Source organism: Mesorhizobium sp. M0140, from assembly GCF_040322475.1.
In the GTDB taxonomy this organism is placed as follows: domain Bacteria; phylum Pseudomonadota; class Alphaproteobacteria; order Rhizobiales; family Rhizobiaceae; genus Mesorhizobium.
In genome coordinates, this window is the sequence record NZ_JAMYTM010000017.1 from 19,367 (window position 1) to 43,737 (window position 24,371).

19 protein-coding genes and 1 pseudogene are annotated in these 24,371 nt (G+C 59.9%); 14 read left to right on the forward strand and 6 right to left on the reverse strand.

Annotated elements, in window-relative coordinates:
- Position 1 precedes the first annotated feature (1 nt).
- The 3 genes from NKJ37_RS18095 to NKJ37_RS18105 are packed head-to-tail and all read left to right on the forward strand — an operon-like array spanning position 2 to position 3,288.
- A complete protein-coding gene (locus NKJ37_RS18095) occupies positions 2-1,246 on the forward strand; it encodes a YcaO-like family protein (RefSeq protein ID WP_352664233.1) in 1,245 nt (414 codons plus the stop codon).
- A complete protein-coding gene (locus NKJ37_RS18100) occupies positions 1,243-1,953 on the forward strand; it encodes a TfuA-like protein (protein WP_352664235.1) in 711 nt (236 codons plus the stop codon). The genes NKJ37_RS18095 and NKJ37_RS18100 overlap by 4 nt, the downstream gene beginning before the upstream one ends.
- Entirely contained in the window at positions 1,954-3,288 is a 1,335-nt protein-coding gene (locus tag NKJ37_RS18105) for a hypothetical protein (protein ID WP_352774544.1), read from the forward strand.
- Positions 3,289-4,069: 781 nt separating this feature from the next.
- Here NKJ37_RS18105 and NKJ37_RS18110 read toward each other — a convergent pair.
- Positions 4,070-4,567 (reverse strand): hypothetical protein, encoded by a 498-nt coding sequence (locus tag NKJ37_RS18110; RefSeq protein WP_352664239.1) that lies wholly within the window; start codon positions 4,565-4,567, stop codon positions 4,070-4,072.
- Between the two features lie 483 nt (positions 4,568-5,050).
- Between NKJ37_RS18110 and NKJ37_RS18115 the strand changes: the two genes are divergently transcribed.
- The gene (locus tag NKJ37_RS18115) at positions 5,051-9,415 is read left to right on the forward strand and encodes an NACHT domain-containing protein (protein WP_352774546.1); all 4,365 of its coding nucleotides are present in this window, start codon (positions 5,051-5,053) and stop codon (positions 9,413-9,415) included.
- Between the two features lie 443 nt (positions 9,416-9,858).
- Here NKJ37_RS18115 and NKJ37_RS18120 read toward each other — a convergent pair.
- The 4 genes and pseudogenes from NKJ37_RS18120 to NKJ37_RS18135 form a co-directional block, all read right to left on the reverse strand.
- Positions 9,859-9,966: pseudogene (locus NKJ37_RS18120) on the reverse strand (ABC transporter permease); the annotation flags it as partial.
- A gap of 89 nt (positions 9,967-10,055) precedes the next feature.
- Positions 10,056-10,676: a nitrogen fixation protein NifQ gene (locus NKJ37_RS18125; RefSeq protein ID WP_352774624.1), complete on the reverse strand. Its 621-nt coding sequence runs from the start codon at positions 10,674-10,676 to the stop codon at positions 10,056-10,058.
- A 327-nt stretch (positions 10,677-11,003) separates the two neighbouring features.
- A complete protein-coding gene (locus tag NKJ37_RS18130) occupies positions 11,004-11,204 on the reverse strand; it encodes a ferredoxin (protein WP_352774548.1) in 201 nt (66 codons plus the stop codon).
- 40 nt (positions 11,205-11,244) lie between these two features.
- Positions 11,245-12,462, reverse strand: a complete 1,218-nt coding sequence (locus tag NKJ37_RS18135; protein ID WP_352774550.1) for a cytochrome P450 — start codon at positions 12,460-12,462, stop codon at positions 11,245-11,247.
- 423 nt (positions 12,463-12,885) lie between these two features.
- Here NKJ37_RS18135 and NKJ37_RS18140 point away from each other — a divergent pair, with 423 nt between their 5' ends.
- Positions 12,886-13,272 (forward strand): hypothetical protein, encoded by a 387-nt coding sequence (locus NKJ37_RS18140; protein WP_502902001.1) that lies wholly within the window; start codon positions 12,886-12,888, stop codon positions 13,270-13,272.
- A gap of 52 nt (positions 13,273-13,324) precedes the next feature.
- Here NKJ37_RS18140 and NKJ37_RS18145 read toward each other — a convergent pair whose 3' ends face one another.
- Positions 13,325-14,407, reverse strand: a complete 1,083-nt coding sequence (locus tag NKJ37_RS18145; RefSeq protein ID WP_352774552.1) for a hemin-degrading factor — start codon at positions 14,405-14,407, stop codon at positions 13,325-13,327.
- Positions 14,408-15,088: 681 nt separating this feature from the next.
- Between NKJ37_RS18145 and NKJ37_RS18150 the strand changes: the two genes are divergently transcribed.
- From NKJ37_RS18150 to nifA, 9 genes are all read left to right on the forward strand, one after another.
- Positions 15,089-15,409, forward strand: coding sequence for an iron-sulfur cluster assembly accessory protein (locus NKJ37_RS18150; protein ID WP_352774554.1), 321 nt, complete (start codon positions 15,089-15,091; stop codon positions 15,407-15,409).
- A gap of 444 nt (positions 15,410-15,853) precedes the next feature.
- Positions 15,854-17,020 carry a cysteine desulfurase NifS gene (nifS, locus tag NKJ37_RS18155; protein ID WP_352774555.1) on the forward strand — a complete coding sequence of 389 codons (1,167 nt, stop codon included), beginning with the start codon at positions 15,854-15,856 and terminating at the stop codon, positions 17,018-17,020.
- Between the two features lie 25 nt (positions 17,021-17,045).
- Entirely contained in the window at positions 17,046-18,254 is a 1,209-nt protein-coding gene (gene nifV / locus NKJ37_RS18160; protein ID WP_352774557.1) for a homocitrate synthase, read from the forward strand.
- Positions 18,251-18,631 carry a nitrogenase stabilizing/protective protein NifW gene (gene nifW, locus NKJ37_RS18165; protein ID WP_023736300.1) on the forward strand — a complete coding sequence of 127 codons (381 nt, stop codon included), beginning with the start codon at positions 18,251-18,253 and terminating at the stop codon, positions 18,629-18,631. The genes nifV and nifW overlap by 4 nt, the downstream gene beginning before the upstream one ends.
- A 188-nt stretch (positions 18,632-18,819) precedes the next feature.
- Positions 18,820-19,671, forward strand: coding sequence for an electron transfer flavoprotein subunit beta/FixA family protein (locus NKJ37_RS18170; protein ID WP_352774559.1), 852 nt, complete (start codon positions 18,820-18,822; stop codon positions 19,669-19,671).
- Between the two features lie 16 nt (positions 19,672-19,687).
- A complete protein-coding gene (locus NKJ37_RS18175) occupies positions 19,688-20,797 on the forward strand; it encodes an electron transfer flavoprotein subunit alpha/FixB family protein (protein WP_352774560.1) in 1,110 nt (369 codons plus the stop codon).
- Between the two features lie 9 nt (positions 20,798-20,806).
- Positions 20,807-22,114 carry an FAD-binding protein gene (locus NKJ37_RS18180; RefSeq protein ID WP_352752773.1) on the forward strand — a complete coding sequence of 436 codons (1,308 nt, stop codon included), beginning with the start codon at positions 20,807-20,809 and terminating at the stop codon, positions 22,112-22,114.
- An 11-nt stretch (positions 22,115-22,125) separates the two neighbouring features.
- Complete coding sequence (locus NKJ37_RS18185) at positions 22,126-22,425, forward strand: ferredoxin family protein (protein ID WP_023678245.1); 300 nt, start codon at positions 22,126-22,128, stop codon at positions 22,423-22,425.
- Positions 22,426-22,604: 179 nt separating this feature from the next.
- A complete protein-coding gene (gene nifA / locus NKJ37_RS18190; protein WP_502902002.1) occupies positions 22,605-24,368 on the forward strand; it encodes a nif-specific transcriptional activator NifA in 1,764 nt (587 codons plus the stop codon).
- The last annotated feature ends 3 nt before the right edge of the window (positions 24,369-24,371 follow it).

Genomic DNA, 24,371 nt, shown 5'->3' on the forward strand with positions numbered 1-24,371 from the left:
AATGCTCTCCTCACATTCTGACGTCGAGCAGGCGTTTCGCCGGGTTCAGGCGTTTCGCGGCGAGATGGCGGCGGACCTGGAGCCGGCCTCGCGTTGGCTCACGCGAGGCGATCTGGAGCCCGTCCTCGGCAGCTTCGGTATCACCCGGGTCGCAGACCTCACGGATCTCGACCTGATCGGTATTCCCGTCTGCGCGGCGGTAAGACCGGCATCGCGCTCACTGTCAGTTTCTGCGGGCAAAGGCATGACATATGAGGCCGCCTGGACCTCGGCCGTCATGGAGAGTTGCGAGCAAGCGTTGGCCGAGGACGCGCGCACTCTTACAGCCGTCGTGGACAGCCCACGCGGGCTCGCTCGCCGCAGACTTCGTAGCGTGCCACTTGATCGACAGTCGAGATGCGCGGCCAGGCATTTGCCGCAGGACCAGGACCTTGCCTGGGTGAGAGGCCTGTCCTGGATGACCGGGGAACCTGTCTATGCCCCTTATGAGTTGGTCGGCATGGACATGGTCACGCTCGCGCCGTGGAACACGCGGGCGTTCCGGATGTCTTCCGTCGGTCTGGCTTCGGGTGGCGATATTGCAGGAGCATTCACACACGCGCTTCGCGAGATCGTCGAGGACGATGCGATGTTCGGCGCGCTACTCCCCGGTGCCGGGCGGCAAGCCGTTTGTGTCGAGTTCAACGCGGGTCAGGATCATGAGTTGGTTCGCGCAATCTCGCTCCTCGCGGCAGCAGGGGTTGAAGCGCGCTTCAGCGTGGCTGGCGACAACGATGGGTTGCCGGTGGTCATGGCCGCCCTGGTGCCAGAGGAAGATTACTCGCGCGGGCGGTCGTACTTCAGTGGCTCCGGCTGCCGATCTGGCTTGGAGCAGGCGGCGCTCGCTGCTCTGCTTGAAGCCGTTCAATGCAGAGCCCTATTCATCTCCGGTGCCAGGGACGATCTGTTCGAGGATGAATATGGCGGAGTGCTGACGAGCAGCACCGAAAGGTTGTTCGGCAGCTACCGGCTTCTGCCGCAAAGCATCGGCCTGAACCGCCACCAGGATCTGACTTTGAAAGATACCATCGGCAGCGTCATGGAAGGCGTCCGCGACATCTATGTCTTCCCGCTCGGCGGAGGCAGGTTTGGGATCGAAGCGGTCCGCGTGCTTGCCGACGATTTGGTCAGCATGCACCAACCCGAATCCTATGCACATTCCGGGCGCGCTGCGCGGAAGCTGCTGCGTCAATGGAGCCTCACATGAGGCCTCTGATCTTCGTCGGTCCGAGCCTTTACCGCGGGGGTGTGCAAGGTGGGCAGGCGTTTGACATTGCGCCACCGGCCCGGTGCGGCGATGTCATGCGCGCGGTGCTCGAGGGGCGCAAGGTCATCGGGTTGATCGACGGCATATTCGAATCCGGACCTGCAGTATGGCACAAGGAAATTCTGTTCGCGCTTGACGCCGGCTGCCGCCTGCTCGGTGCGGCGAGCATGGGTGCCCTCCGAGCAGCTGAATGCTGGCAGTTCGGGATGATCGGCATCGGCCACGTCTTCGAGGACTATAGGACAGGCCGCCGCAGTGCTGATGCCGACGTCGCCTTGGTTCACGGGCCGGCAGAGATTGGCTATCTGCCGCTGACGGTTCCGCTCGTCGATGTGGCCGACGTTCTGCAGCGAATGCTTGCAGCGAGCGTGCTTGACACCTCGCTCGCCAGTGCCATCACGGCTGTGGCCGGCAAGACCCATTTCAAGTCGCGGACGTGGAAACAGGTGCTGGCCGGCGCAGGCATGCAGAGAGAGTTTCAGGAGGCCACGCTACGGTGGATCGCCGCCAGTGGACCGGCGGTGAAAACCCGCGACGCCCTTTTGCTGATCAACAGGATCGGGGAAACGTCGTCGTACAACCCCGCTGCGGGACCTTTCCCTCACACGCCGTTTTCGGCCCGGCTGCTCGAGCTCGTGAGAAACTAAATGCTGGGGCATTGGAGGATCATCGCAGCTTCAGGGGCGTTGCTGATCGCCGCTTACGTCTCGACCTTGTTGATGGCGGGCGATGAGGGATCAGGAAACCTGCCTCCACTGGCCATATCGTGTGATCTGGTCGCCGCCTATGGCGGAATTTTCGAAGTGCCCTCAGGAGTAGAGATCAACGTCACCGACCAGAATCGTGGGGAACTGCTGGAACGGGTTCGCGGTTGCGTCGAAAGTCTGCTCGTTGAGGAAGCGTCTGGTCGATACAGGCAGACGGTCGATACGCTCAATGGGCCAGTCGTTTCGGGTGCGGATCGGGTAGAAAGAAGCTTTGTGAAGATCGAACTTGCAGCGGCTCTCGCGAATACCGATGCAGCCAAACAGCAGCGCAATGTTGCTCGCCGGCTCGTCAGCGGATGGCATGAGGCCAAAGACATTATCGAACGACAAGGAGCCGGTCCGGCGCTCAAGGAGAGTGACTGGCCCGCAGTCGGGGAGGCGAAACACCGCGACGATGTTCCAGCATACCAGAAGGCCTGTCGAGATGCGGGAGTACCGGTGCCCGGATCATTCGTGACGGACCCGCGCTGGACCAATAGGGGGGATCTCGACTCCGAAACCCATCAGTATTTCTTCCGCTCGGATTGGCCTGACGCCGAGGTGTGGACCTACAGGGATAATGTCTCCGGCGGTTTCTGCGTGGCGCTCGTCAGGCGCAAACCCGGTTGGCCCGTGCAATATGTCGGCACGATTTGCGCAGACAAGCTGCAAAAGAAAGCGTGTTTCTTCGACAACATTGTCTACGAAGGTTCCGCCACGAAGCGCATCAGCTGGGACGATTTCAAGACGCGGGATTTCAGTGAATTGGTGCATCCCAAGGACGGCGAAGATCGTTGCAACGTCTGCCACCTCGGCAATAACCCGTTTATTGTGCACCCGAAGACGCTGCTTGGGCAGACCATCAAGTCAATGTACGCAGAGGACGTGCCGAAGTCGCAAACGTTTGAGTTTGTCGGTCTTGGGAACGAACGTGATCCCTGGTCTAATTTCGGCCTGATCATTCCCCCAGACGCAGGTGGGTGTTTCAAGTGCCACGGCCTGCCCCAAGTGACGACGAACCACAAGTTCTGTAGCAGCATCATCGAGATGGCCGCTAACAGGACCATGCCTCCCGGGCACTGGCCTCCCGATCCAAAGGGGGGGCCATGGTTTTGGCCCGACGCCAACGGCTGCTTTGCAAAAGATTTTGCTGCGTTGGCAGACTACTTTCCAAGTCTGGTGAAACTGAAGTCCGTCTGTTCGGGTAAGGTCGAGAAAATCTGCCCAACCCAGTAGTAGCTGGTGGCGTGATTGTTCCGGAAGGCGCTCGGACCGAGTAAGGCGACGTAGCGTTCGGCCCCAACTCCCAACTCCGGCAGCGGAAACGTTGATCAATGGCCAAGACAAGCCGCGCACGGTGGGTGTCTCGATCCGACGCATGGCAACGCTGCATTCGGAACAGCTTCGGCTACGGCCCGACGCCACTCGTAGCGCTTCGAATGCTCTTCGCCACTTATGGCGCCCCAAATGAAGTGTCGGCTTCCGCGAAAGGTATAGGGGCTCTTCAGGTTAAATTTGGGCCAGGTCGCGGCAATTGCTAGTTCCATGTCGCAACCCTGGTCGCTGCGCGCTACGCGTGGCAACGAAGCGCGAAATGCGGCGAGGCAGAGTGTGAGGAAAGGTGATAGCGCTCTCCCGACTCGAACCCCAGAGGGATTGGGTCGATCAAGCTCTTTCCGCAACGGATTCTGACACGCGAACTTCCTGGATGAGCACACGCAATTCGACTGAAGATGAGAGACAGAAAGTTCGAAAAGCTTCCAGGAAGCCCAGTCGATGGTAACTGTAGAACCGTCTGACTGTCCTCCTAGGGGTCGACAGCGGTCAGTCCGCTTATGGGAACGGATGCGGAAGGCTGCGGTTCGGCTCTCGACCGCATTGCCGCCGCTCCTGCGCTCCGGTAGGACTGCTTTTAGCACTTAGCGGACTTGTGTCTCGGCTTTCCTGGTAAGCCTGCACCGCGGATGGCCAGTGGATGCCGCAAGCTGCCAATCCGCCTTAATTTCGTAACTCCGACTCAGTGGCTTTCTACAACGTAGTGCTTCCTAATCTCTTTTTCTTCGTAGAGATCATCACTAACCATCGCCACGATGATGGCGGCGACGGCAAAGCACAGATCAACGTCGGCCTTAGCAATCGGCTCTGTTTTCGTGTTGTGAGCGATAGCGTTTCTGAGTTTTTCGCACTTGTCGAAACCGTTCTTAACGTCTCCCCATATCTTCACTTTATCGAGGCCGCCGACAGACGGTGGCATGTTCGCCTTTATGATCGCCTGCAGTTTCTGCATCAGTCGGATGTCAGGTTTGGTCCGCTGATCGTCGGATTGCCCCTTGTTGAGTTTCTCACGCTCCGATTCAACGAAGCTGTCGAGTGCCGAAAAATATGAGAAAAATGCCTGCTTGAGCTTTCCCTCTTCCTCGAACGCGAAACCTTCGGCAATCGCTTCCGCAGCATATCCGATACGACTGCTTTCTCCGGAGTAGGAGGCCACGATGAAATTGAAGCGCACATCCATTCATTTCCATGGAAGTACCAGACAAGCTTCCCCTGACCAGTGCTCGGCACCCAAAGCGGTCTGCCATCTGGAGTTCCAAGGCAAGCTTCCCTGTGCTTTCAGAAGTTGCTTTCGGTAGCTCATATTCGGGATCATCGTGCGGGTCATCGTCAACGAAGTACCCATAGTCGTCCAGTATCAAACTATGGATGAAAATCGCTTCGTCCGAGAGATCGAACTCGTGCCAGACTGGGTAGTCCTTATCGGTTCCCCCGTCGTACGGGATGAAATCGAAGTCGGGAAGGAGTTCAGTGGTCCTATAGACGCGCCTGACCTCGGAGGCCTCCAATTTAAGGCAAACACTGAGCTTGTCCTGGCTCAACGCCTCCGTCAGCTTACTCATGAATTCGACCTCGAATCTTGCAGAGCATTCATATCCAGGTTCTGCAGATCACGTCGTCTGCGTGAGTACAACCATCAATGACTGAAACCCATGGGGGATTTATGACCACTTCCGCCGGCCAAAAACCAAGCTTGATGGACTTTGCTCGCGCAAAAACTTTGTTGGCGGCTCGACTTCGCAAACTCGATGCGACCGGCACGAGTGGATTTGAAGGTCTCATGCGAGACGTCCTGTCAGAAACCACAGGTCAGCTGTTCAGGTTGGCCAAATCAGGCCCGCAGGCAGGATCCGATGTCCGGACGATCGAGCACAATACATTTCGCGTCGGTCTGGAAGCCAAAAGATATGGCGCGAAAACACGGCTTAGCCTTGATCAGATGAAGGCAAAGGTCGTCGACTCCGCTCTTCAAAGCGACCCTGTCGATCTATGGATACTGGCTGCCTCGCGGGAGATCCCGGTCACCGATATCGAAGCGCTCCGAGACATCGGAAACCGCCTGGGAGTAGCTGTGCTGGTCCTCGATTGGCCAAGCCACAAAGACTCGCTTCCCGACTTGGCGGTCCTTTGCCTTGAAGCGCCAGTCGCCATGGCGCGCCACTTTGGGAACGACCGATCTCTGCGGGACGTGGTCAGAGCAATTGGATCCCACCCGGATTTCGCAAAGTCTCGCGAGAGGGTCCGCCAAAGGCTGCTGGACGCCGATATCGGATATGCGGCAGCTGTGAGCGCCATGAAGACCTGGATTGAGGTTGGTTTGTCCAATCCCATGAACGCGGCATCACGTCTTGGCGGGAGCTTTAACAATCTGCATGACCCTGCCGTGAGGAAAGTCTTACGGCCATCGCTGAACGAACAGCTCGACAAATGGCTCATCAGCGGTCGACCTGCGGTTCTGCTCGGCGATGAAGGCATGGGGAAAACCTGGTCCTTCTTGTCCTGGTGGGCAGCGAATTCCGCAGACGGCCGTAATCTGCCTCTGTCGGTTTTCGTCTCGGCCAATGACGTCCGGGACGACAACGCCGAGGAGCTGCTGGCCAAGGTTCTAGCCAGACGGCTCGGCCATGGCGATGCGACGTTCTGGCTACGCAGAGTTGGGCTCTGGCAGCGCGCCGATTTCGCCGGTCAGCAGTTCATTCTGGTCGTCGATGGACTGAACCAGAATTGGCGAAAACGCGATTGGTCGGATTTCCTGCAACCGCTCTACGACGAGCGCTGGAAAGGTCGCTTTGCCGTTCTGACCAGCTGCTGGCCAGACCATTGGGCCGATCTGCACAGGCTGGCGCCGTTGGCTCCCCGTCCGGATGAAATTCGTGTTGGTCCCTTCAGCAACGACGAGCTGAAAGCGCTGTTGAAGTTGCACGCGGTGGAGGGTGAGGCGTTTGGAGATCGGATGCTGGATCTTATGAAGGTGCCGCGTCTCTCCCAGTTGGCTATCGAACGGCGTGAGGCCCTCGCGCCAACAGGCGACATAACGCCCGAGCGGCTCGCATACGAAGATTGGAAGCACAGGGTAGGCCGGCGCGGAGCAGCACTGGCGATTTCCGATGAGGAATTCCGAGATTTCATCCGCGATCTCGGCAGCGGCGTGAAGGTTTCGCTTGATGACGCAATGTTCACCCGCGTTGATCTGGTTACGAAACTGGGCCGGGAGAGCGGCAAGGGCCAGGACGACCTTCGCGAAACCGTGGCGGAGCTGATCGCCGGGCGTTGGCTGGAAGCAGGTGACGGTCCTCATCGGTTTAAACTCCGCAAGGAGCTTACGCCTTTCGTGCTCGGCCTAATATTGGCGGCTGAACTGAGAGGCCTGGGCGATGAAGGCGAGGCCGCTGCCATCATCGCCACGTTCGTAGATCCCTACAAGGGGCAACGGCTCGGCGTTTCGATCCTGCGAGCGACAGCAACAATCGCGCTCCTGGACGGGCTTGTCGGCCGGCCTGCTCGGCGTGCCATCGTTCATCGGTGGGTAGCCGAACAAAACTTCTCTCAGGTGGACTATGATGCTTTCTGGCGTTTGATCGGCCTGGATTTTGAACTTTTTTGCCAGATTGCTGAGGAGACCTGGCTCGCCCGGTCCGGCAACAGATCGATGGATGAAATCCTTATCAAGGGACTGGCACGAGCCCATTCCTTCGCAGAGATCGCGCCACGCCTCGTCAGGCAGGTGACGATCTGGCTGGGATGGCTCTGGGCAGACCCAGACGACGGACGCTTCCTTGGTAAGATTGATCCGAACTCCGAGCGATCGGTCACAAATCGCAAGCGAACTCATGACAACCTGAAACGATGGAATGACTCGCCGATATCGTCGACCTGCCCGACCGTTGAACTGGTGGCCACGGGCGACGTGAGTTGGCTCGCTCACCGGGTGTTCGGGATTCTTTCGTTCCTGCCGCTGCAGGCATTCACTGACGCGTTCCTGGCCTGGGCAATCAGCCGGGCAATCATGGCCACCGCCAATCATTTCGAGGAGCTGGCCTGGGTCTTGCGCCTGGGCGGCGGCAAATCTGGCGATTTTCATGCCGCGCTGCTGAAAGCCGTGGACGAACTGACCGCAACAGGTGATGACATTGCGCTAACTGGCGGGCAATGGCTTCTGGAGGCTCTTGGAGACGCTGTCGCCGGGACGCACCTGGCTGCGTTAGTAAAGGACAAATCACCTACAGTATTTGCAGACCGCGCGGATACCCAAAGTCCGCTTGATCCGAACGCATGCGTAGCGAACCATGATGCCAAGTTCGCAGGCGACCAGCTTTGGCTGCTCGGGCGCCAGTCGAGTGATGACGACAATCGTTTTGAGCGCCTAAAAGCTATGTTGGCCCGCACAGACCCAAATCTCCTGCAACAAATCGTTCGCTTGGCGGCCCTGAGCGCCCCGGGGCGAAACGAACTCGAATTGCAACGTCTTGTGGCCGAGGCGAACCGACTTTCGCTACTGTATAGACAGGAGGAGAGACTTCTAATCGCCGATGCCATCAAGGATTTGATCGACGCCTCGGCCATCGCCAAGGACGATGATCTTCCTTGGTGGCGAGCACGCGAGCTGGAATTGCGTCTTTGGGACCTCGAACCGGAACAACTGCTGGATAGAGTGCTCGACGATTGTCTGAAGCTGCCGATCCTCGCCAGGATCGAGAAGGTGCTGCTGCGTTGTGGACAATCAGCCATACGATCGCGCCTTTCCAGATTCCCGCTAACCGGTCCTCGCGATGACGTGCTCAGCGGGCTTCTGCTCCTGGGCGCCATAGCTGATGAAGAGGCTCTGGATGGTTGGTCAGATTTGGCGCCACTTGTCAGCAGCGTGGACGCAGAAATACGCGGCGCCGCTTTCGAACTGGCACCAGAGACACGCGACACTCAGGTGCTGCAGGCGATCGCCGATAGCGGATGGAAAGCTGCGGAAGCGAAGAACCTCAAAGACCGCTGCCGGGGATCATTGGCGTTGCTGGCTGCAAGCGAGATTCTGCAACGCCCGGAACTGATGGATGAGGCGGATCCCGAAATCTGGGCCGTCATGCTTCAACGAAATCCTGAAGACCCGGTCGCGCAGCAAAAATATCATGACTTCGTTCGCGATGCCTTCGATAGGCTGGATCAAAAGGGAGGCTCCTGGTCCTACCCGAGATATTGGGCAAACCACGACCTGCCGATGACCATCTTGATTGCGAAGCAAGGGGCGAGCCTCGTGGCCTGGTTGAACGCTTGGCTCGACGAGCGTAACCACATTTCGAACGTTGATACGCTCGATGAATTTCCTCTCATTGCCCTGTGTGAGGGACTCATTCGATCCTTGCCCGCGGCTGGCATCCCGTTGTGGCGGAAGTTGAATGACGCAAGGGACCGAGGCATCATAAAGAACCCTCGGATAACCCTGTTGCCAGTTGAGGCGCCAGCATGCGCTGCCGGAGATGAAGGACGCCGGGAGGCTCTTGACCTCTGCACGACTGACAATGTGTTGCTTGACATGGCGAGGGCCGCCATCCAGCACGGCCAATCGAGCTGGCTTGAGGCCACCATCCGAGATGACGAGGCCAGTGGCGATGCGGCCCGGATCGCGCGGGCTTATACGCTCCTGGGTTTCTGCGATCTGACACCCGCATTCGAAAAGATATGGACCGAGTTCGAGGCGAGGAAGCCACGAACAGGCTGGCTGGCCGAGGTTTACGCGACTGGCAGTGATCACTATCGTCGAAACAGATGGGCGCGCGAGTGGTATCGACGCTACCTACACGCCGCTGATCAAGCGACCGCATTTGCCGCCCACGAAGTTCTCGCGAAGACGATCGACGGGCGAGGCAACCTTTGGATCAAGGGTAAGGATATTGAGCTGCTCACGACTCCGGTCGGGCGACACTGGGACACGAACCTGACCGTACTGAACCAAGCCATCAAGAGCAGAAGCGAAACCCTTCAGGATAAGCTTTATGGCGCGAGAATCATGAGGCAGACCCAATCGCCTTGGCTCTGACGGGGATTCGACACCGAGCAAACCTGTTGGCAATGCGAATTCGAAGCGCTTGAACCAGCCGAGTATGTAAGTTGGGTTTCCGCGCAAGCTCGGTGATTAGATAAAAAGCAACCTTCTCGGCGGCGTCGCCCGAAACTGCCAGTCCGTTTTCGACCTCTTATCGACCATCATCGATGATCAGCGGCGAAGGCAGCTTCCGGCCAAAGAGCAGTCTGCCAGAATGGCCGGGATGAGGCGCAGAGCTGTCGTTCAAAAGGTAGCACGCTTGGAAGTTCGTGCTGACGCGCTATCTGGCGCATGTGCCAGAAGTCGATGCCTTCAAAGCTATCCAAAAACCGAATCTAGTGTCCTATTTTGTCCATAAGCAACCGCAATTCGGGCTGAGGCGCGACCCAGAAAGTTCGAAAAGCTTCCAGGAACCCCAGCGCGCGCCCTGCCGGGACCTGGCCGAGAATGATGGCGGAGCCGGCAGCAACGAAATTGATGGCCACGCCGGAGACAATCTGGTCGCCCCAATGGGTGAGCGAGGCGAAACTGTGCACCAGCGCGAACAATGACGCTCTCTAAGGCCCGTCGGCATTCGACAAGTAACCTAGGAGGCGGCGCGAGCGCTGGCGCTGTACGACCGACGAAGCGGCTCTCAATCCGGGGCGAAGCCGTTCTTGATCCGTGTGAGGCGGCTTTCGCCTTCCTCCGGGCCGAAGCAGCTTTCGAAATCGGTGCATTCCCGGCAACTGGGAGCGCTGCACAGCGAAAAACCTTCGGCCTCGCAGAGCTTGCGGTAGAAGTACTTCTTCCATTTCATGTTTTGGGTGTTGCCGGCCGCCAGCGTCGGAAAATGCGAGGCGAGCAGGCGGCCGAGCTCGGTCCGATTAAAAAGGCCAAGGTCCTGCCAGAGGTGGTCATTGCGCATGGCACGCCGGGCGATGATCCTGGCGAAGCGGGCGCTCGCCTTGTCGCCCGGCCGGGCATGCGCCAGCAGCAGTCCGTGCAGAAGTTCTTCCTCCAGATCCGGCTCGGGCTCGCTCACCTCTTTCAAGGCAAACGCGTTGATAGGAATAGCAGGGAAACAGCGGGCCAGGACATCGCGCAGCTCGGCGCGCGAGAGTCCGGTTGCCTCCGTCGCAGTCGCCTCGCCGGCCTCGATCTCCTCGAGCGCCCGTGAGAGCACACAGGCAAGTACATGCTGGTCGAACCTCCTCTCCAGCTCGATGTGCGGCCATTGGCCGGTGCTGAGCCGGGCATAATGTTGGGCAAATATGGTGCGTTCTCCTGGTTTGTCCTATCAAATCATGCCGAGATCCGGCCTGCCGCAACATGGGTCGGGCAGTTCTTCGGGTATACGCAGTCGCGGATCGCCTCGCGGTCGAGTAGTTCGGCAATTTTCGTATGTTCCATCGGCTCTGTCGCAAATTCTGTGATTGGCAGAGGCGTTTCGCGAGCCCCCGCCCTGCCGTTTGCGCCTTTTGGGGAACACTGGCGCCGGAAATGCCCCCGCGGAGTTGGACGTGAACCGTGCGGGACAGAGGTCGCGTGCTGAGTGCGGCCACATGCTTCAAGCCCGCCAGACTCTCGGTTGAATGAGTCCTCACAGCGCGCAGCGGGTGAGTTCCAGCGCACGTTCAGGACAGGATCGCGCGCCCCGCGATGCAGGCAGTTCCTCCCCTTGCGCAACTTCAATGTCACCAGGCAGGATGTAGCCCTCGTCATCAAGCTTGAAGATGTCCGGCGCTTGCGCCGCGCATCGCGCGTGACCCTGGCATTTGGCCTTTTGGACGATGATGTGCATGGCGCTGCCTCCATTGTCTGTGCCCCCGCTCGGGGCGGGCCTAAGACCAGTCCAGGATCAAATTTTCGATCCCGAACACATGGCCGCCAGAAGTTATCGGCGCCGTACCCTGCTTGATCCTGAAAGCCGGGATGCGCGCCAGCCACTCCTCCAGGCCAATGACAATCTCCCGCCGGGCAAGATGTGAGCCAAGGCAACGGTGGGGACCATAGCCAAACGCTGCGTGGCGGTTGTCCTCCCGCTCCAAATCAATCGTGTTGGGGCATGCGAATTCCGCCGGGTCACGATTGGCAATCATAGTGGCGCAGGAAACATAGTCCCCCTTCCGGATCGGCGCGCCTTCGAAGTCGATATCTTTCGTGGCCACGCGGATCAACTGAATGGGCGGATAGGCCCGCAGCAATTCTTCGGTTGCGAGCGGGATGCGGTCCGGTTCGCTCCGCAGCAATTGCTGATCTTTGAGGTTGCGTGCGAGGTACGCCAAGTCAAAGCCTATAGCTGCTGCGACCGTGTCGAGCCCAGCGACGAAGACAAGCACGCCGATGCCGCGGACTTGGGTGTCCGTCAGCCGGCGGCCCTCGACCTGTGCCTGCACGATAAAGGTCATGAAATCGTCAACCGCCTCATCGCGGCGCATGGCTGCAAGTTCGTCGATGAATGCCACGATCGTCCGGGCAGCCACAGGTCGTTCCTTATCGTCGCCGTGGAGCAGATCTTTCCCCCAGCCGACGAATGTATCGAGTCGGTCATCAGGCAACCCCAGAAAGCGAAGAAAGGTGCTCACCGCGAAAGGAAAGGCAAAATCCTTCATCACGTCGCAGCTTGTGCCCGACGCGGCGATCCTTTCGATCAGCTCGACCGCCCGTTCGCGGACAGCCGGTTCCAAAGCCAACACCCGCTTTGGCGAAAGCAGCGGATTGAGCAGTGAGCGAAAGACGCCATGGGCCGGTGGATCGAGCTCAAGCGGGATCGTCGGCCAGTTTTCACCCAGTATGGAGGAGAAGATGCTGCGATGGCTGGAAAAAGTCTCTGCGTCCTGCAGCACCCTCCGCTGGTCCGCGGCACGGGTGATGACCCAGGTACCCCGGCCATCTTGCGTGTTGTAGCGGGAGTAAAAGATCGGGGGCCCGTCATGTACGCGAGCGACAGCTGCGTGTGGATCCCCGTTGGGTGTTGGTGGCATCCCTGGCGATGTAAACAGGCTGAAGTCCCTCACCATTTCGGGTGGGACATGATCTGGAACGGGGTTGGTCGCCATTTTGTTTTCTCTACATTGGCGTTCATGGCTCGATTGAGATTGCACGGCTGTTCATAAAGTCGATTTCCAGCATGGGCACGTCTCTTGTCGGGCCTTCTAGATTCTGTCGCCTGATACAGCCCACCTGCACCAGCGCGGATGAGATCGGTTGCGAAGTCGATCAGAAGGGGCATCTCCGCCGCTCTGCGGTCATGAAGCAAAGCCGCCGCTATCCCCGTTGGGGTTGAGAGGCTGGTCAATCACCTCTGAACTCCGTGACACACTGCTGATGCCCTGCTGATCAAATCGTCGAAGCAAGTCTCGTGCCGGATAGGCGTACCCATGGCGCTGCACCAAGCAATGCCAGCCTGCACTGGGCCGCCGCCGCTAAGTTGATGATCACCTGTCCACCATTCTTAGGACAACGTCCGACAACCGACATCCGTGGTCGGTTTTGTCGAGTCCGCGACATCGGGCTGTTCGGCCTGGCTGCTGCTGCACAGCCTTCCGGTCGAGCGAGGAGATCGCCTCGCACGGACCGGATTGAGCAACGATGCGATCCAGCGCAAGGATCGGGTGCGATCCGACAAGACCCGACGGCGTTTGATCGGGAATATCAACAAGATCGAGCCGCGCTTCGGTTCGGCGTTGATGGCGTATGCGTTTTATCGCTCGCAGGCGCTGCAAGGATTTTCGGTCAGACGGCGATGCACTCGTGCGCAGCAGTCCGGCCGCGACGAGCTTGACTATATCGATGCGGTCTGTTCCGGCGTGCACACCCAACCGTCCGTATGCGCTTATGAAGGCAAGCCTTTCCGCACATGGAGCTAAATTCCTCGCGAGCCGCTGTCGGGACGTGCTGCCGAGTCCTATGGCGGCCGGTTCAATCCGAGGGCCTGTCGGCACTCTCCACATCCGGACCGGGAACACATGGCAGACTCTCGGCCAGAAACCGCCAGTCGCTGCCCTCGCGTTCGCCTTCCTTGCGCCTGCCGAAGAACTGGATGATCATCTTGCCGTCCGCGCCATAGGCTTCAATGGACGTGACGTGACCGTCCCTCGTCGGCTTGCGCACGGCCCAGACCTCGCGGATGCGATGGGTCCTAAGATGCAGATGGAAGGTCTCGTCGAGCACATTGATCCGCGGCCCGATCTGCTTGACCGACTTAATCGGGCCGGAATGGATCTGGATGCAACCACGATTGCCGACAAAGCACATGATCGGCATCTCGTCTTCGGCCGCCTGTTGGAACAGGGCGCCAACGGCATCATTGTCGAGCAGCCAGGCGTTATCCTCGTCGGCCGTACGCATAGCCTGGCAGCGGCTGAGCTTCAGTGTCTTCAACATATGGTAGAACTGATGCACGTCGCTTAGCCGGCCCCAGTGCTCGCGTAGGTCGTCGACCGTGGCGGCGTGGTCTGGACTCACTGTGTTATCGCGCGCCCCGCTCGCCTCGAGCAATATGATCGGCTCCTGATCGGAGGATACAAGCTCTGCCGTCAGATCCTGATAGGCCTGCAGGTTCGAGGCGGGCCTGAGATGAGCTTTGTGCATCGCCTCGCCGGTGGCATCAAAGAATTGCAGGCTGCGGCGGATCTCGGCTCCCTCGCGCTTCTCGACGGCGAAGCCATACGCCCACGCTTTCGGGAAGATGCGCAGGTCGATCCCGTCGCCGAGCAATATGGCATGCTGGTTGCCGGTGACCACTTTGCCGTACACGCCGATCTTTTGGTGCACGGCACTTTCGTTGCTGGTGACTGCCATCACCTCGCCGACCGCTTCGAGGCCGGTCAGCAGATCATCAACGCGCGGCTCGATGCGCACCGCGCCATGACCACAATGCGCCGCGACCAACTCGACTTCCGAAATGCCCAATCGAGCGGCGAGATCATGCTCCCGGATCTTCGGATTGTCTTTGCACGCCCGCCGGATTTCGTCCGGCGACGGTTTCTCGCGTTGGTCCATGCTTACCCCTGTTTCTACGACGTGTGAGGATCATCTGCCCTGCCCGGGAATCTTCAGCCGATAAGGCGCGCCGAAATGCTCGATCCTGATCTGCTGCGGGCCCATGAACAAGGTGTCGCTGGACAGCGTGCGCACGGCGTCGCACCCGTGCGAAAACCGGCGGCAGGCACATGCCAATGGCATCCCATCGAGCCGGTCGGCCGCTACTGGGCGGTGGGTGAGCGAGTGTGGGTGTTGTCGCAATCGGCCAAGCGGGCATTCGGATGCCACGGGCGGCGCTGCTTTGCCAAACAACGCGTGTCTGACCCGGTCCTGACATGTTGCTCCCCTGCTTCGCCCCATCCATCGCGCGGGCACCCACGGCATGATTGTGGATCGGCATGCTCTTGCCGTCTCGCCAAACGGAGCTTCAAAAACCGTGCCAATTGCGCCGAAGCAAGCTCAGAAGAAGTTCTGTACTTGGTGATGTGAGTTCAACCGGGAACTCAGGCCCAACATCCCTGGTGGCGGGACCGGACAAACCGACAGTACGTGTCGGTTTGCCGACACCTTCGCTGCAATGCACTCACAAGAAGCACGGCAGTGTCAGAGATGCCGCGCTGTGTTGAAACGTTTTTTCGCTTTGGCACGGTGCATGCGGCGTGATGCGCAAGCCGGTCCTGGACTGAGGAGAATGGAGCCATGATTACGCTCACCGACAACGCCGTTGCCGCCTTCAAGACTGCTCTTTCCCGCGCCAGCGAGCCGGCGGAAGGCTTTCGCATCATGGTCGAGGCCGGCGGCTGCGCCGGCTTCAAATACTTAATGGGCCTGGAGAGCGTGTCGCGCGAGGGCGACGCGATCACTGACACCGATGGGATCAAGCTGTTCGTGGACACGGGCTCGCAACCCCATGTAGCCGGCATGACCGTCGACTTCCGCACCGGGCTCGAATCTTCCGGTTTTGTCTTCGATAACCCCAATGCGCGCGAAAAGTGCGGCTGCGGCAAGTCCTTCAGTTAAACGCCCGAAGCGCCTGTGCGGCCGACAGACTGATTTTCGGCAGAGGAGACTTATATGGCCGGCACAACAGATGTCCGCGTCCTAATAAGCAAGACAAGGTCAAAGCCGATCTCGGGACCGCCATTCGCTCCCAGCAGGATTCAAAGAAAGTCGCCTCCCGAAGCAGCTCGGTTCCTGGTGGCACCCGAGCTGCTTGCGGACAAATCGCGCCGCTGCGCCAAATTCGGCTCATCGGTAGCGTTATCGCGTTCGGGCGTCCTTACCTGCGGGCTGACCTGCGGCCACTGCGAACATGTCCATATCGACGGAGATCCGATTTACGCAAACACTCCGGGCGTCTGCGCGCGCTGCCAGTTCAGGCCCATTATCATCAACGGCATGAGCCAGAGGCTCAACGAGTCGGTCTAGCGCTCGCGTCATTCTGTTTAACTGAGGATCGCACCTATGAAGCCTGTCTACCTCGACAACAACGCAACCACACGGGTCGATCCTGCGGTCGTGCAAGCGATGTTGCCGTTCTTTAGGGATCAATTCGGCAACCCTTCGTCGGCACACGCTCTTGGCGCCTCAGTCAGTGCGGCGGTGAGAAAGGCGCGGAGGCAATTGCAAGCGCTGATCGGCGCGGAGTTCGAGGATGAGATCACCTTCACCTCGGGTGGGACAGAAAGCGACAATGCAGCGCTTCTTTCAGCGCTCGAGGCGGCGCCCAACCGAACCGAGATCGTGACATCCGCGGTCGAGCACCCCGCCGTGCTGACGCTTTGCGCGCATCTTGAGAAGACCCGCCGCGTCAAGGTGCACAGGATCCCGGTGGATTGCCGTGGTCGGCTCGACCTCGACGCCTATATGGCCGCCCTCACCCCACAGGTGGCAATCGTATCCATAATGTGGGCGAACAACGAGACTGGTGTGATCTTCCCCGTGGCCAGGCTTTCCGAGTTGGCCAAGGAAGTGGGCGCCCTATTCCATACCGATGCTGTGCAGGCGGTCGGCAAGCTTCCGATGGACCTGAAGTCGACCGCAATCGACATGCTGTCGCTCTCCGGCCACAAGCTGCACGGGCCGAAAGGGATCGGTGCCCTTTTCGTAAAACGTGGCGTGAACTTCCATTCGCTGATCAAGGGGGGCCACCAAGAACACAATCGGCGTGCCGGCACCGAGAATACGCCGGGCATAGCCGGGCTCGGGACGGCGGCCGAACTCGCCTTGAAATTCATGGACGACGAGACCACACGGGTAAAGTCGCTCCGCGATCGCCTGGAGGGCGGGATCCTCCAGCGCATCCCAGGCACCTGTGTCACTGGTGATCCCCTGCAACGATTGCCCAACACCGCAAACATCTCCTTCGAACATGTGGACAGTGATGGAATTCCACTTCTCCTCAGCCGCATTGGCATCGCGTGTTCCTCTGGCTCGGCCTGCACCTCCGGCTCTCTGGAACCAAGCCATGTCCTAAGCGCGATGAAAACGCCGCACGCGGCAGTCCGCTTCTCCTTGGCGCGGGACAACAGCGAAGAGGATATCGACCGGGTGCTCGAGGTCATGCCGGCAATCGTGGGGAAGCTGCGCAGCTTTTTCGGTTCTGGGCCGGGTAATCCGGTCTATGCGTGAGCGGCAGAAGAACAGGCTACCGGTCATGACCCGTCATGTCTCTCTCAACGATACGACCTTGCGCGATGGCGAGCAGGCGCCGGGCGTCGCCTTTACCACGACGGAAAAGCTGGAGATCGCCGAGGCTCTTGCGGCGGCCGGCGTGACAGAGATCGAGATCGGCACGCCGGTCATGGGGGTCGACGAGATCGAAACAATTCGCGCTGTGGTCGCGCGGCGTCTTCCGGTTCGGCTCATGGCCTGGTGCCGGATGACGTCGTTGGATCTCGATGCAGCGATCGAGAGCGGGGTCCAAGCGGTCAATTTGTCGCTGCCTGCGTCGGACATCCAACTTGCCGCCAAGCTCGGCCTCGACAAGGCGGGAGCGCTCCAGGTCATCGATGATATGGTCAGGCGCGCCGCCGCCGCCGGCTTCTTCGTCGCGGTGGGGTGCGAGGATGCCTCGCGGGCCAATCGGGATCATCTCGCCCGCGTCATCGAGACGGCCGCACGCGCCGGCGCAAGCCGCGTGAGGCTGGCCGACACAGTCGGTGTTCTCGACCCGTTTTCAACCTTCGAACTTGTCGCCCAGCTGGTGGTGCAGTCTCCAATCGACCTTGAATTTCATGCGCACAACGATCTCGGACTTGCTGGCGCCAACACGCTAGCCGCGATCCGCGCAGGCGCGCGCCATGCCTCCGTCACCGTCCTGGGGCTCGGCGAGCGTGCGGGCAATGCCGCGCTGGAAGAGGTGGCCGCCGCGATGGCGGTCTTCGGCGGCGCAGATACCGGCATCGAGCTGACCGCATTGCCCGGCCTCGCCGCCGAGGTGGCTTGGGCCGCCCGCCGGCAGACCGCGGCCACTAAGCCGGTCGTCGGCGCCGATGTTTTCACCCACGAATCCGGCATTCACGTCGCAGGGCTGCTGAAGGACTCGCGTACTTATCAGGGGCTTGATCCGGCTCTCGTGGGCCGCTGCCGGCGCATCGTCATCGGCAAGCATTCCGGCGCCACTGCGATTGCCCATGTGCTGAGCGAAAGCGGTCGCGATCTCGACCCGGATCTGGCAGCCGCGATGGTGGCCCGCGTCCGGCGCGAGGCGGCCGAGACCAAATCAACGCTCACTGCAACTCAACTGGTCGAGCTCTACGATAAAATGTGCAGCGAGGCGTCCCTCTTCGAGCTGTGCGGGTCCAGGTCAGCCGTGCGCGCGCGCGCAAAGGCCACAGTTTTGCGACCAGGGAGAATGCAATGAATTGTTCCGCTGACAGCCGCCCCATCGATGTCACAGACATCCTCGCACGACTGAAGCGCCTGTCGGCCGCGGAGGAGTTCTTCTCAGTCCTTGGCGTCTCCTATGACCCCAAGGTGCTGAATGTCTCGCGGCTCCATATAATGAAGCGCGTGGGCCAATACCTTGCCGAAGAAGATTTCTCCGGTCTGCCCGACCAGGTGATTGCCGCGAGGGTGCGCGCGACGCTCGAACGCGCTTACGAGGACTTTGCGATTTCCTCGCCGCTCACGCATCGGGTCTTCAAGGTGCTCAAAGACCACGATCCGAACAAACCTGCCGCGCCGGGTCACACCTTTGTCCCGTTCGACTCGGTGCTGAAGCGGTTCGGACGGGAATGACCGCCGACAAGGGTTGCGACGCGACAATGTCGAGCAGCCGACAAATCCGGTCATCACCACAGCGCCGTCAGAAGCAACCAGCCGAAGTTGTAGGAAAGGGGGCAGCGCAAGAGACTTGGCACGAATTATGCGGATCAAGGAGATAACCGCAATGCCCGCACCCGGACAGGAGCCTAGAGAAACCGCCAATGCACATCGTAATCTGCATCAAGCAGGTGCCGGACTCGGCACAGATAAGGGTCCATCCGGTGACGAACACAATCATGCGCCAGGGTGTTCCGACCATCATCAATCCTTACGACCTGTTCGCCCTCGAAGAAGCGCTCAGACTGCGCGATGCCTATGGCGGCGAAGTCACTGTGCTCACCATGGGTCCGCCCATGGCAGAGGACGCGCTGCGCAAGGCGCTCGGCTACGGCGCCGACCGAGCGGTGCTCTTGACCGACCGCTATTTTGCCGGCTCCGACACGCTGGCGACCTCGTTCGCCCTTTCCCAGGCAATCGCGAAGGTCGGCGAGACGTTTGGCACGCCAGACCTCGTCTTCACCGGAAAGCAGACGATCGATGGCGACACCGCTCAGGTCGGGCCCGGCATCGCCAAGCGCCTCGGACTCCTGCAACTGACCTATGTCGCGAAGATCCCCTCTATTGACCTTGCTGCACGCGAGATCAAGGTCGAGCGCCGCTCCGAAGGCGGCACACAGATGCTGAAGAGCAGGCTGCCTTGCCTCATCACCATGCTGGAAGGCACAAACGAGATCCGCCGGGGCTCGATCCACGACGCCTTGTGCGCCGCGCGCAGCCAGATCTTGAAATGGAGTGCGGCTGACGCCGGCATTGAGGATCTCACCAAATGCGGCCTGCGCGGCTCACCGACGGTCGTCAAGCGTGTTTTCGCCCCTCCTGCTCGAGCTGAAAAGGCGGCGCTAATCGACACCGCCGAGATGCCCTTGCGCGATGTCGCTGACGAACTCATCACCGCAATCTTCACCCGCCAGCCGGCGCTGGAACATGAGCTCGCCTTCAACGGCGGCGCGTGACGGCAAGGAGCAAACGATGTCGACCGCGAACCGAGAAACCCCTCGCCCTGCCGCCGGCCGCGCCGGCATAAAGAAGGAGCTGCCCGCCCATTTCAAGGACTACCGGCACGTCTGGGTCTTCATCGAGCTCGAACGCGGCCAGGTCCATCCCGTATCATTCGAACTGCTCGGCGAAGGCCGCAAATTAGCAGACAAGCTTGAGGTCCAGCTTGCAGGCGTCGTGCTCGGACCGCCGGGAGAGGCCGTCGGGAACGCCGTTGCCGAAGCATTCGCTTATGGTGCTGACCTTGTCTACATCGCCGAGGCGCCCCTGCTCGCCGACTATCGGAACGAGCCTTTCACCAAGGCGATGACGGATCTGGTCGATACCCACAAACCCGAAATCCTTCTTCTCGGTGCCACCACACTCGGCAGGGATCTTGCCGGCTCCGTGGCGACGACCTTGCAGACAGGGCTCACGGCCGACTGCACCGAACTCGATGTGGATACCGACAGTTCGCTCGCCGCCACGCGCCCGACTTTCGGCGGTTCCTTGTTGTGCACGATCTATACGCTCAATTTCCGCCCGCAGATGGCGACAGTGCGACCGAGGGTCATGCCCATGCCGCAGCGGACGAATAAACCGGTCGGGCGTGTCATCCGGCACAAGCTCTCGCTTGCCGAGGACGAGATCGCTACCAAAGTCCTCGGCTTCCTGCCGGACAATCAGTCGGCGAAGGCAAACCTTGCCTATGCCGACGTCGTGGTTGCGGGAGGCCTTGGTCTTGGCGCGGCGGAGAACCTGCAGCTTGTGAAGAACCTCGCGCGAGCAATCGGCGCCGAGCACGGCTGTTCGCGCCCGTTGGTCCAGAAGAGCTGGATGCCAGCTGATCGGCAGATCGGCCAGACTGGCAAGACCATCCGGCCGAAGCTTTACATAGCGGCCGGGATTTCCGGCGCCGTCCAGCATCGGGTTGGCGTCGAGGGGGCGGATCTCATCGTGGCCATCAACACCGACCCGAACGCGCCGATTTTCGATTTCGCTCACCTCGGAATCGTCACCGACGCGATCCGCTTCCTGCCCGCACTGACGGAAGCCTTTACCCGGCGGCTGTCGCCCCACAGTCGCGATAAGCTTGCGAGCTAAGGGATGGACATGATCGAGGAAAACTTCGACGCCATTGTTGTTGGGGCAGGCATGTCCGGAAACGCAGCTGCTTACACCATGGCCAGCCATGGCCTGAAGGTGCTGCAGTTGGAGCGGGGTGAATATCCGGGCTCCAAGAATGTCCAGGGTGCCATCATGTACGCGGACATGCTGGAGAAGATCATCCCGGATTTCCGGGATGATGCGCCTCTCGAGCGGCATTTGGTTGAACAGCGGCTTTGGGTGATGGACGACACATCCCATACCGGGATTCACTATCGGTCGGACGACTTCAATGAGGCGAAGCCCAACCGATACACGATCATCCGTGCCCAGTTCGATAAATGGTTTTCGCGTAAGGTGCGCGAGGCCGGCGCGACGCTTCTGTGCGAGACGACCGTGACGGAACTCATCCGTGATGCCAAGGACAGGGTGATCGGCGTGCGCACAGACCGGGCGGGCGGAGCCATCTACGCGGACGTGGTCGTTCTCGCAGAAGGTGTCTGCGGACTGCTAGGCACTCGAGCCGGCCTGCGCGAGATGCCGAAGCCGCAAACCGTGGCGCTCGCCGTTAAGGAAATGCATTTCCTGCCCGAAGAGGTCATTGAGCAGCGGTTCGGCGTCAAGGGCGATGAAGGCTGCGTGATCGAGGCGGTGGGCACGACCTCCCGCAGCATGGCCGGGCTCGGCTTCCTCTACACCAACAAGGAGTCGATCTCACTGGGCATTGGCTGCCTCGTCTCCGATTTTGCCGCGATGGTCGAGAGCCCCTACGTTCTCCTTGATGCCTTAAAGAGCCATCCTTCGATCCGGCCGCTGATCGCCGGCTCGGAAGTGAAAGAATATTCCGCACACCTCATTCCCGAAGGCGGCTACAAGGCTATTCCGCAGCTCTTTGGCGATGGTTGGGTCGTGGTCGGCGATGCCGCGCAACTGAACAACGCCATTCACCGCGAAGGTTCGAACCTCGCCATGACCTCCGGCCGCATCGCGGCTGAGGCAATTGTCGAGGTCAAGAGCCGCAACGGTCCGATGAACAAACGGAATCTCGCCCTTTACAAAGCCATGCTGGACAAGTCCTTCGTGGTCAAGGACCTAAAGAAATACAAAGATATGCCGGCCTTGCTCCACACCAATTCCTGCAATTACTTCACAACTTATCCGCGGTTGATGTCGCAAGCCGCGCAGAACTTCATGCGTGTCGACGGCACGCCGAAGATCGAGAAGGAAAAGGCGACCACGGCGGCCTTCATCAAGGCGCGCTCGCGTTGGGGGCTGGTCAGCGACGCGGTCCGCCTTGCATTGGCGTGGCGCTGAAGGGAGACGAAATGACGATCGCAGTGACAAAGTCACGTGTCGAGGACAAGCTTTACCAGAACCGCTACTTGGTGGATTCCGGCCGCCCGCATATCAAAGTGCGGCCGCACGAGAGGCCAAGCGCGAACTTGCTCGCGCTTACCCACGTCTGCCCGGCGAAATGTTATGAGTTGAACGACAAAGGTCAAGTGGAGATCACTGCTGACGGCTGCATGGAGTGCGGCACCTGCCGGATTTTGTGTGAGACCAGTGGCGAGATCGAGTGGAACTATCCACGCGGCGGTTTCGGAGTCCTCTTCAAATTCGGATGACCGACGCACGCACGTATTAAGAGGGTTGATCTTGATCCAGTTTAGGTCTCGCCCAACGCCAAGTCTATTTTCTTTGCTTCGATCGTCGCTTTGACGAAGAGAAGCTCGTGAATACTGTGCTTTCAGAATTCAGATAAAAAAGGAGGAGCACTCTGGACGACAACCCCTGAGGTGTTTCCATGACCCACGGACCGCAAGATCGGGTCGACGAGGTTGGACCTCGGGAGACCCGCCCTGAACCGCCCATCAAAAGCATGCCCCAATCAGATATCGCGCTCAGAGGACTCTACGAGATATCGAAGGTGCTGACCGCCCCCAGCGAGCTGGAGATTACGCTCGCCAATGTCGTGAACGTCCTGCCTTCATTTCTGCAGATGCGTCACGGAGCAATCGTCGTCCTGGACGCTGAAGGAGAGCTGGAGATTGCCGCGACTGCCGGCAATACCCACGTACGTCAATCAGGCACTCGCCGCGTCATACCACAGGCCGTAACAGATCAAATCGTCGCTACGGGGACGCCGCTCTTCATACCGGACGTGCGCAAGTCCCAACTATTTCAGGCTGACCTTCAAACGTCTTCGAGCATCGGAACCATCCCAATTGCCTTTATCGGTATCCCGCTAAAGGCTGATCATGATATCCTTGGGACATTGTCGATCGACCGCGCCGGAGACGGCGCCACCGACTTTCGCGACGACGAGGACATTTATTTCCTGACGATGGTCGCCAACCTTGTCGGCCGGACCATCCGCCTCCATCGCGCCCTGAGTACAGATCGTCAGCGGTGTGGCCATGAGCAATCGGGACCGGAGAAATCGCCCAACGAGGGGAGGACCTACGACCCTGCCCGGCATGCGGATGCCAAAATCGACGGGATCATCGGGGAAAGCCCCGCACTCAAGCAGGTGCTCGAAACCGTCTCGGTCGTAGCAGGGACCAATTCCACCGTGCTTCTTCGGGGTGAAAGCGGCACCGGCAAGGAATTCTTTGCGCAGGCCATCCATAAGCTCTCACGTCGGAGGAAGAAGTCTTTCGTCAAATTGAACTGCGCCGCACTGTCTGAAAGCGTTCTGGAGTCAGAACTGTTTGGGCATGAAAAGGGCGCTTTCACGGGTGATATCTCCCAGCGCGCCGGTCGTTTTGAATTGGCAAATGAGGGAACGCTGCTACTTGATGAAATCGGCGAGATTTCGCCGGCCTTTCAAGCCAAGCTGTTGCGTGTCTTGCAGGAAGGCGAGTTGGAGCGAGTCGGCGGCACCAAAACGCTACAGGTCGACGTGCGCCTCATATGCGCCACCAACAAGGACCTTGAGACGGCCGTCATAAAAGGGGAGTTCAGGGCCGACCTTTATTACCGCATCAATGTCGTGCCAATTATCCTGCCGCCGCTCAGAGAGCGACCCGGCGATATTCCACGCCTTGCGAACGCCTTCCTCAACCGGTTCAACAAGGAGAACGATCGCGCACTGGCCTTCGCGGCGCCGGCGCTTGACCTGATCTCGCAATGTTACTTCCCTGGTAACGTCCGCGAGCTGGAGAACTGCGTCAAAAGGACGGCCACACTTGCGCGCTCAAGGACGATCACTCCATCCGATTTCGCCTGTAAGAAGGGCCAGTGCCTTTCCTGGCTCCTCTGGAAGCGAGCCGACCGCTCGAATGGCGGCAATGCCATCGACGATCTCGCACGGGTCAACGCAGCGCCGGTCGGATTGCGGCTGCCGGCCAGTTGCATCGGTGCCTCCGCAGGCAAGATATCTCCCTTTACGGCAGGCGATCCGAACGATCCCACTTGTCCCCCGCGTCTGGCGGAACGCGACCGGGTGATCGACGCGATGGACAAGGCCGGTTGGGTTCAGGCCAGCGCGGCTCGTATCCTCGGGCTCACGCCGCGGCAAGTCGGCTACGCCCTGCGCCGGCATGGTATCGTGGTGAAGAAATTCTAGACG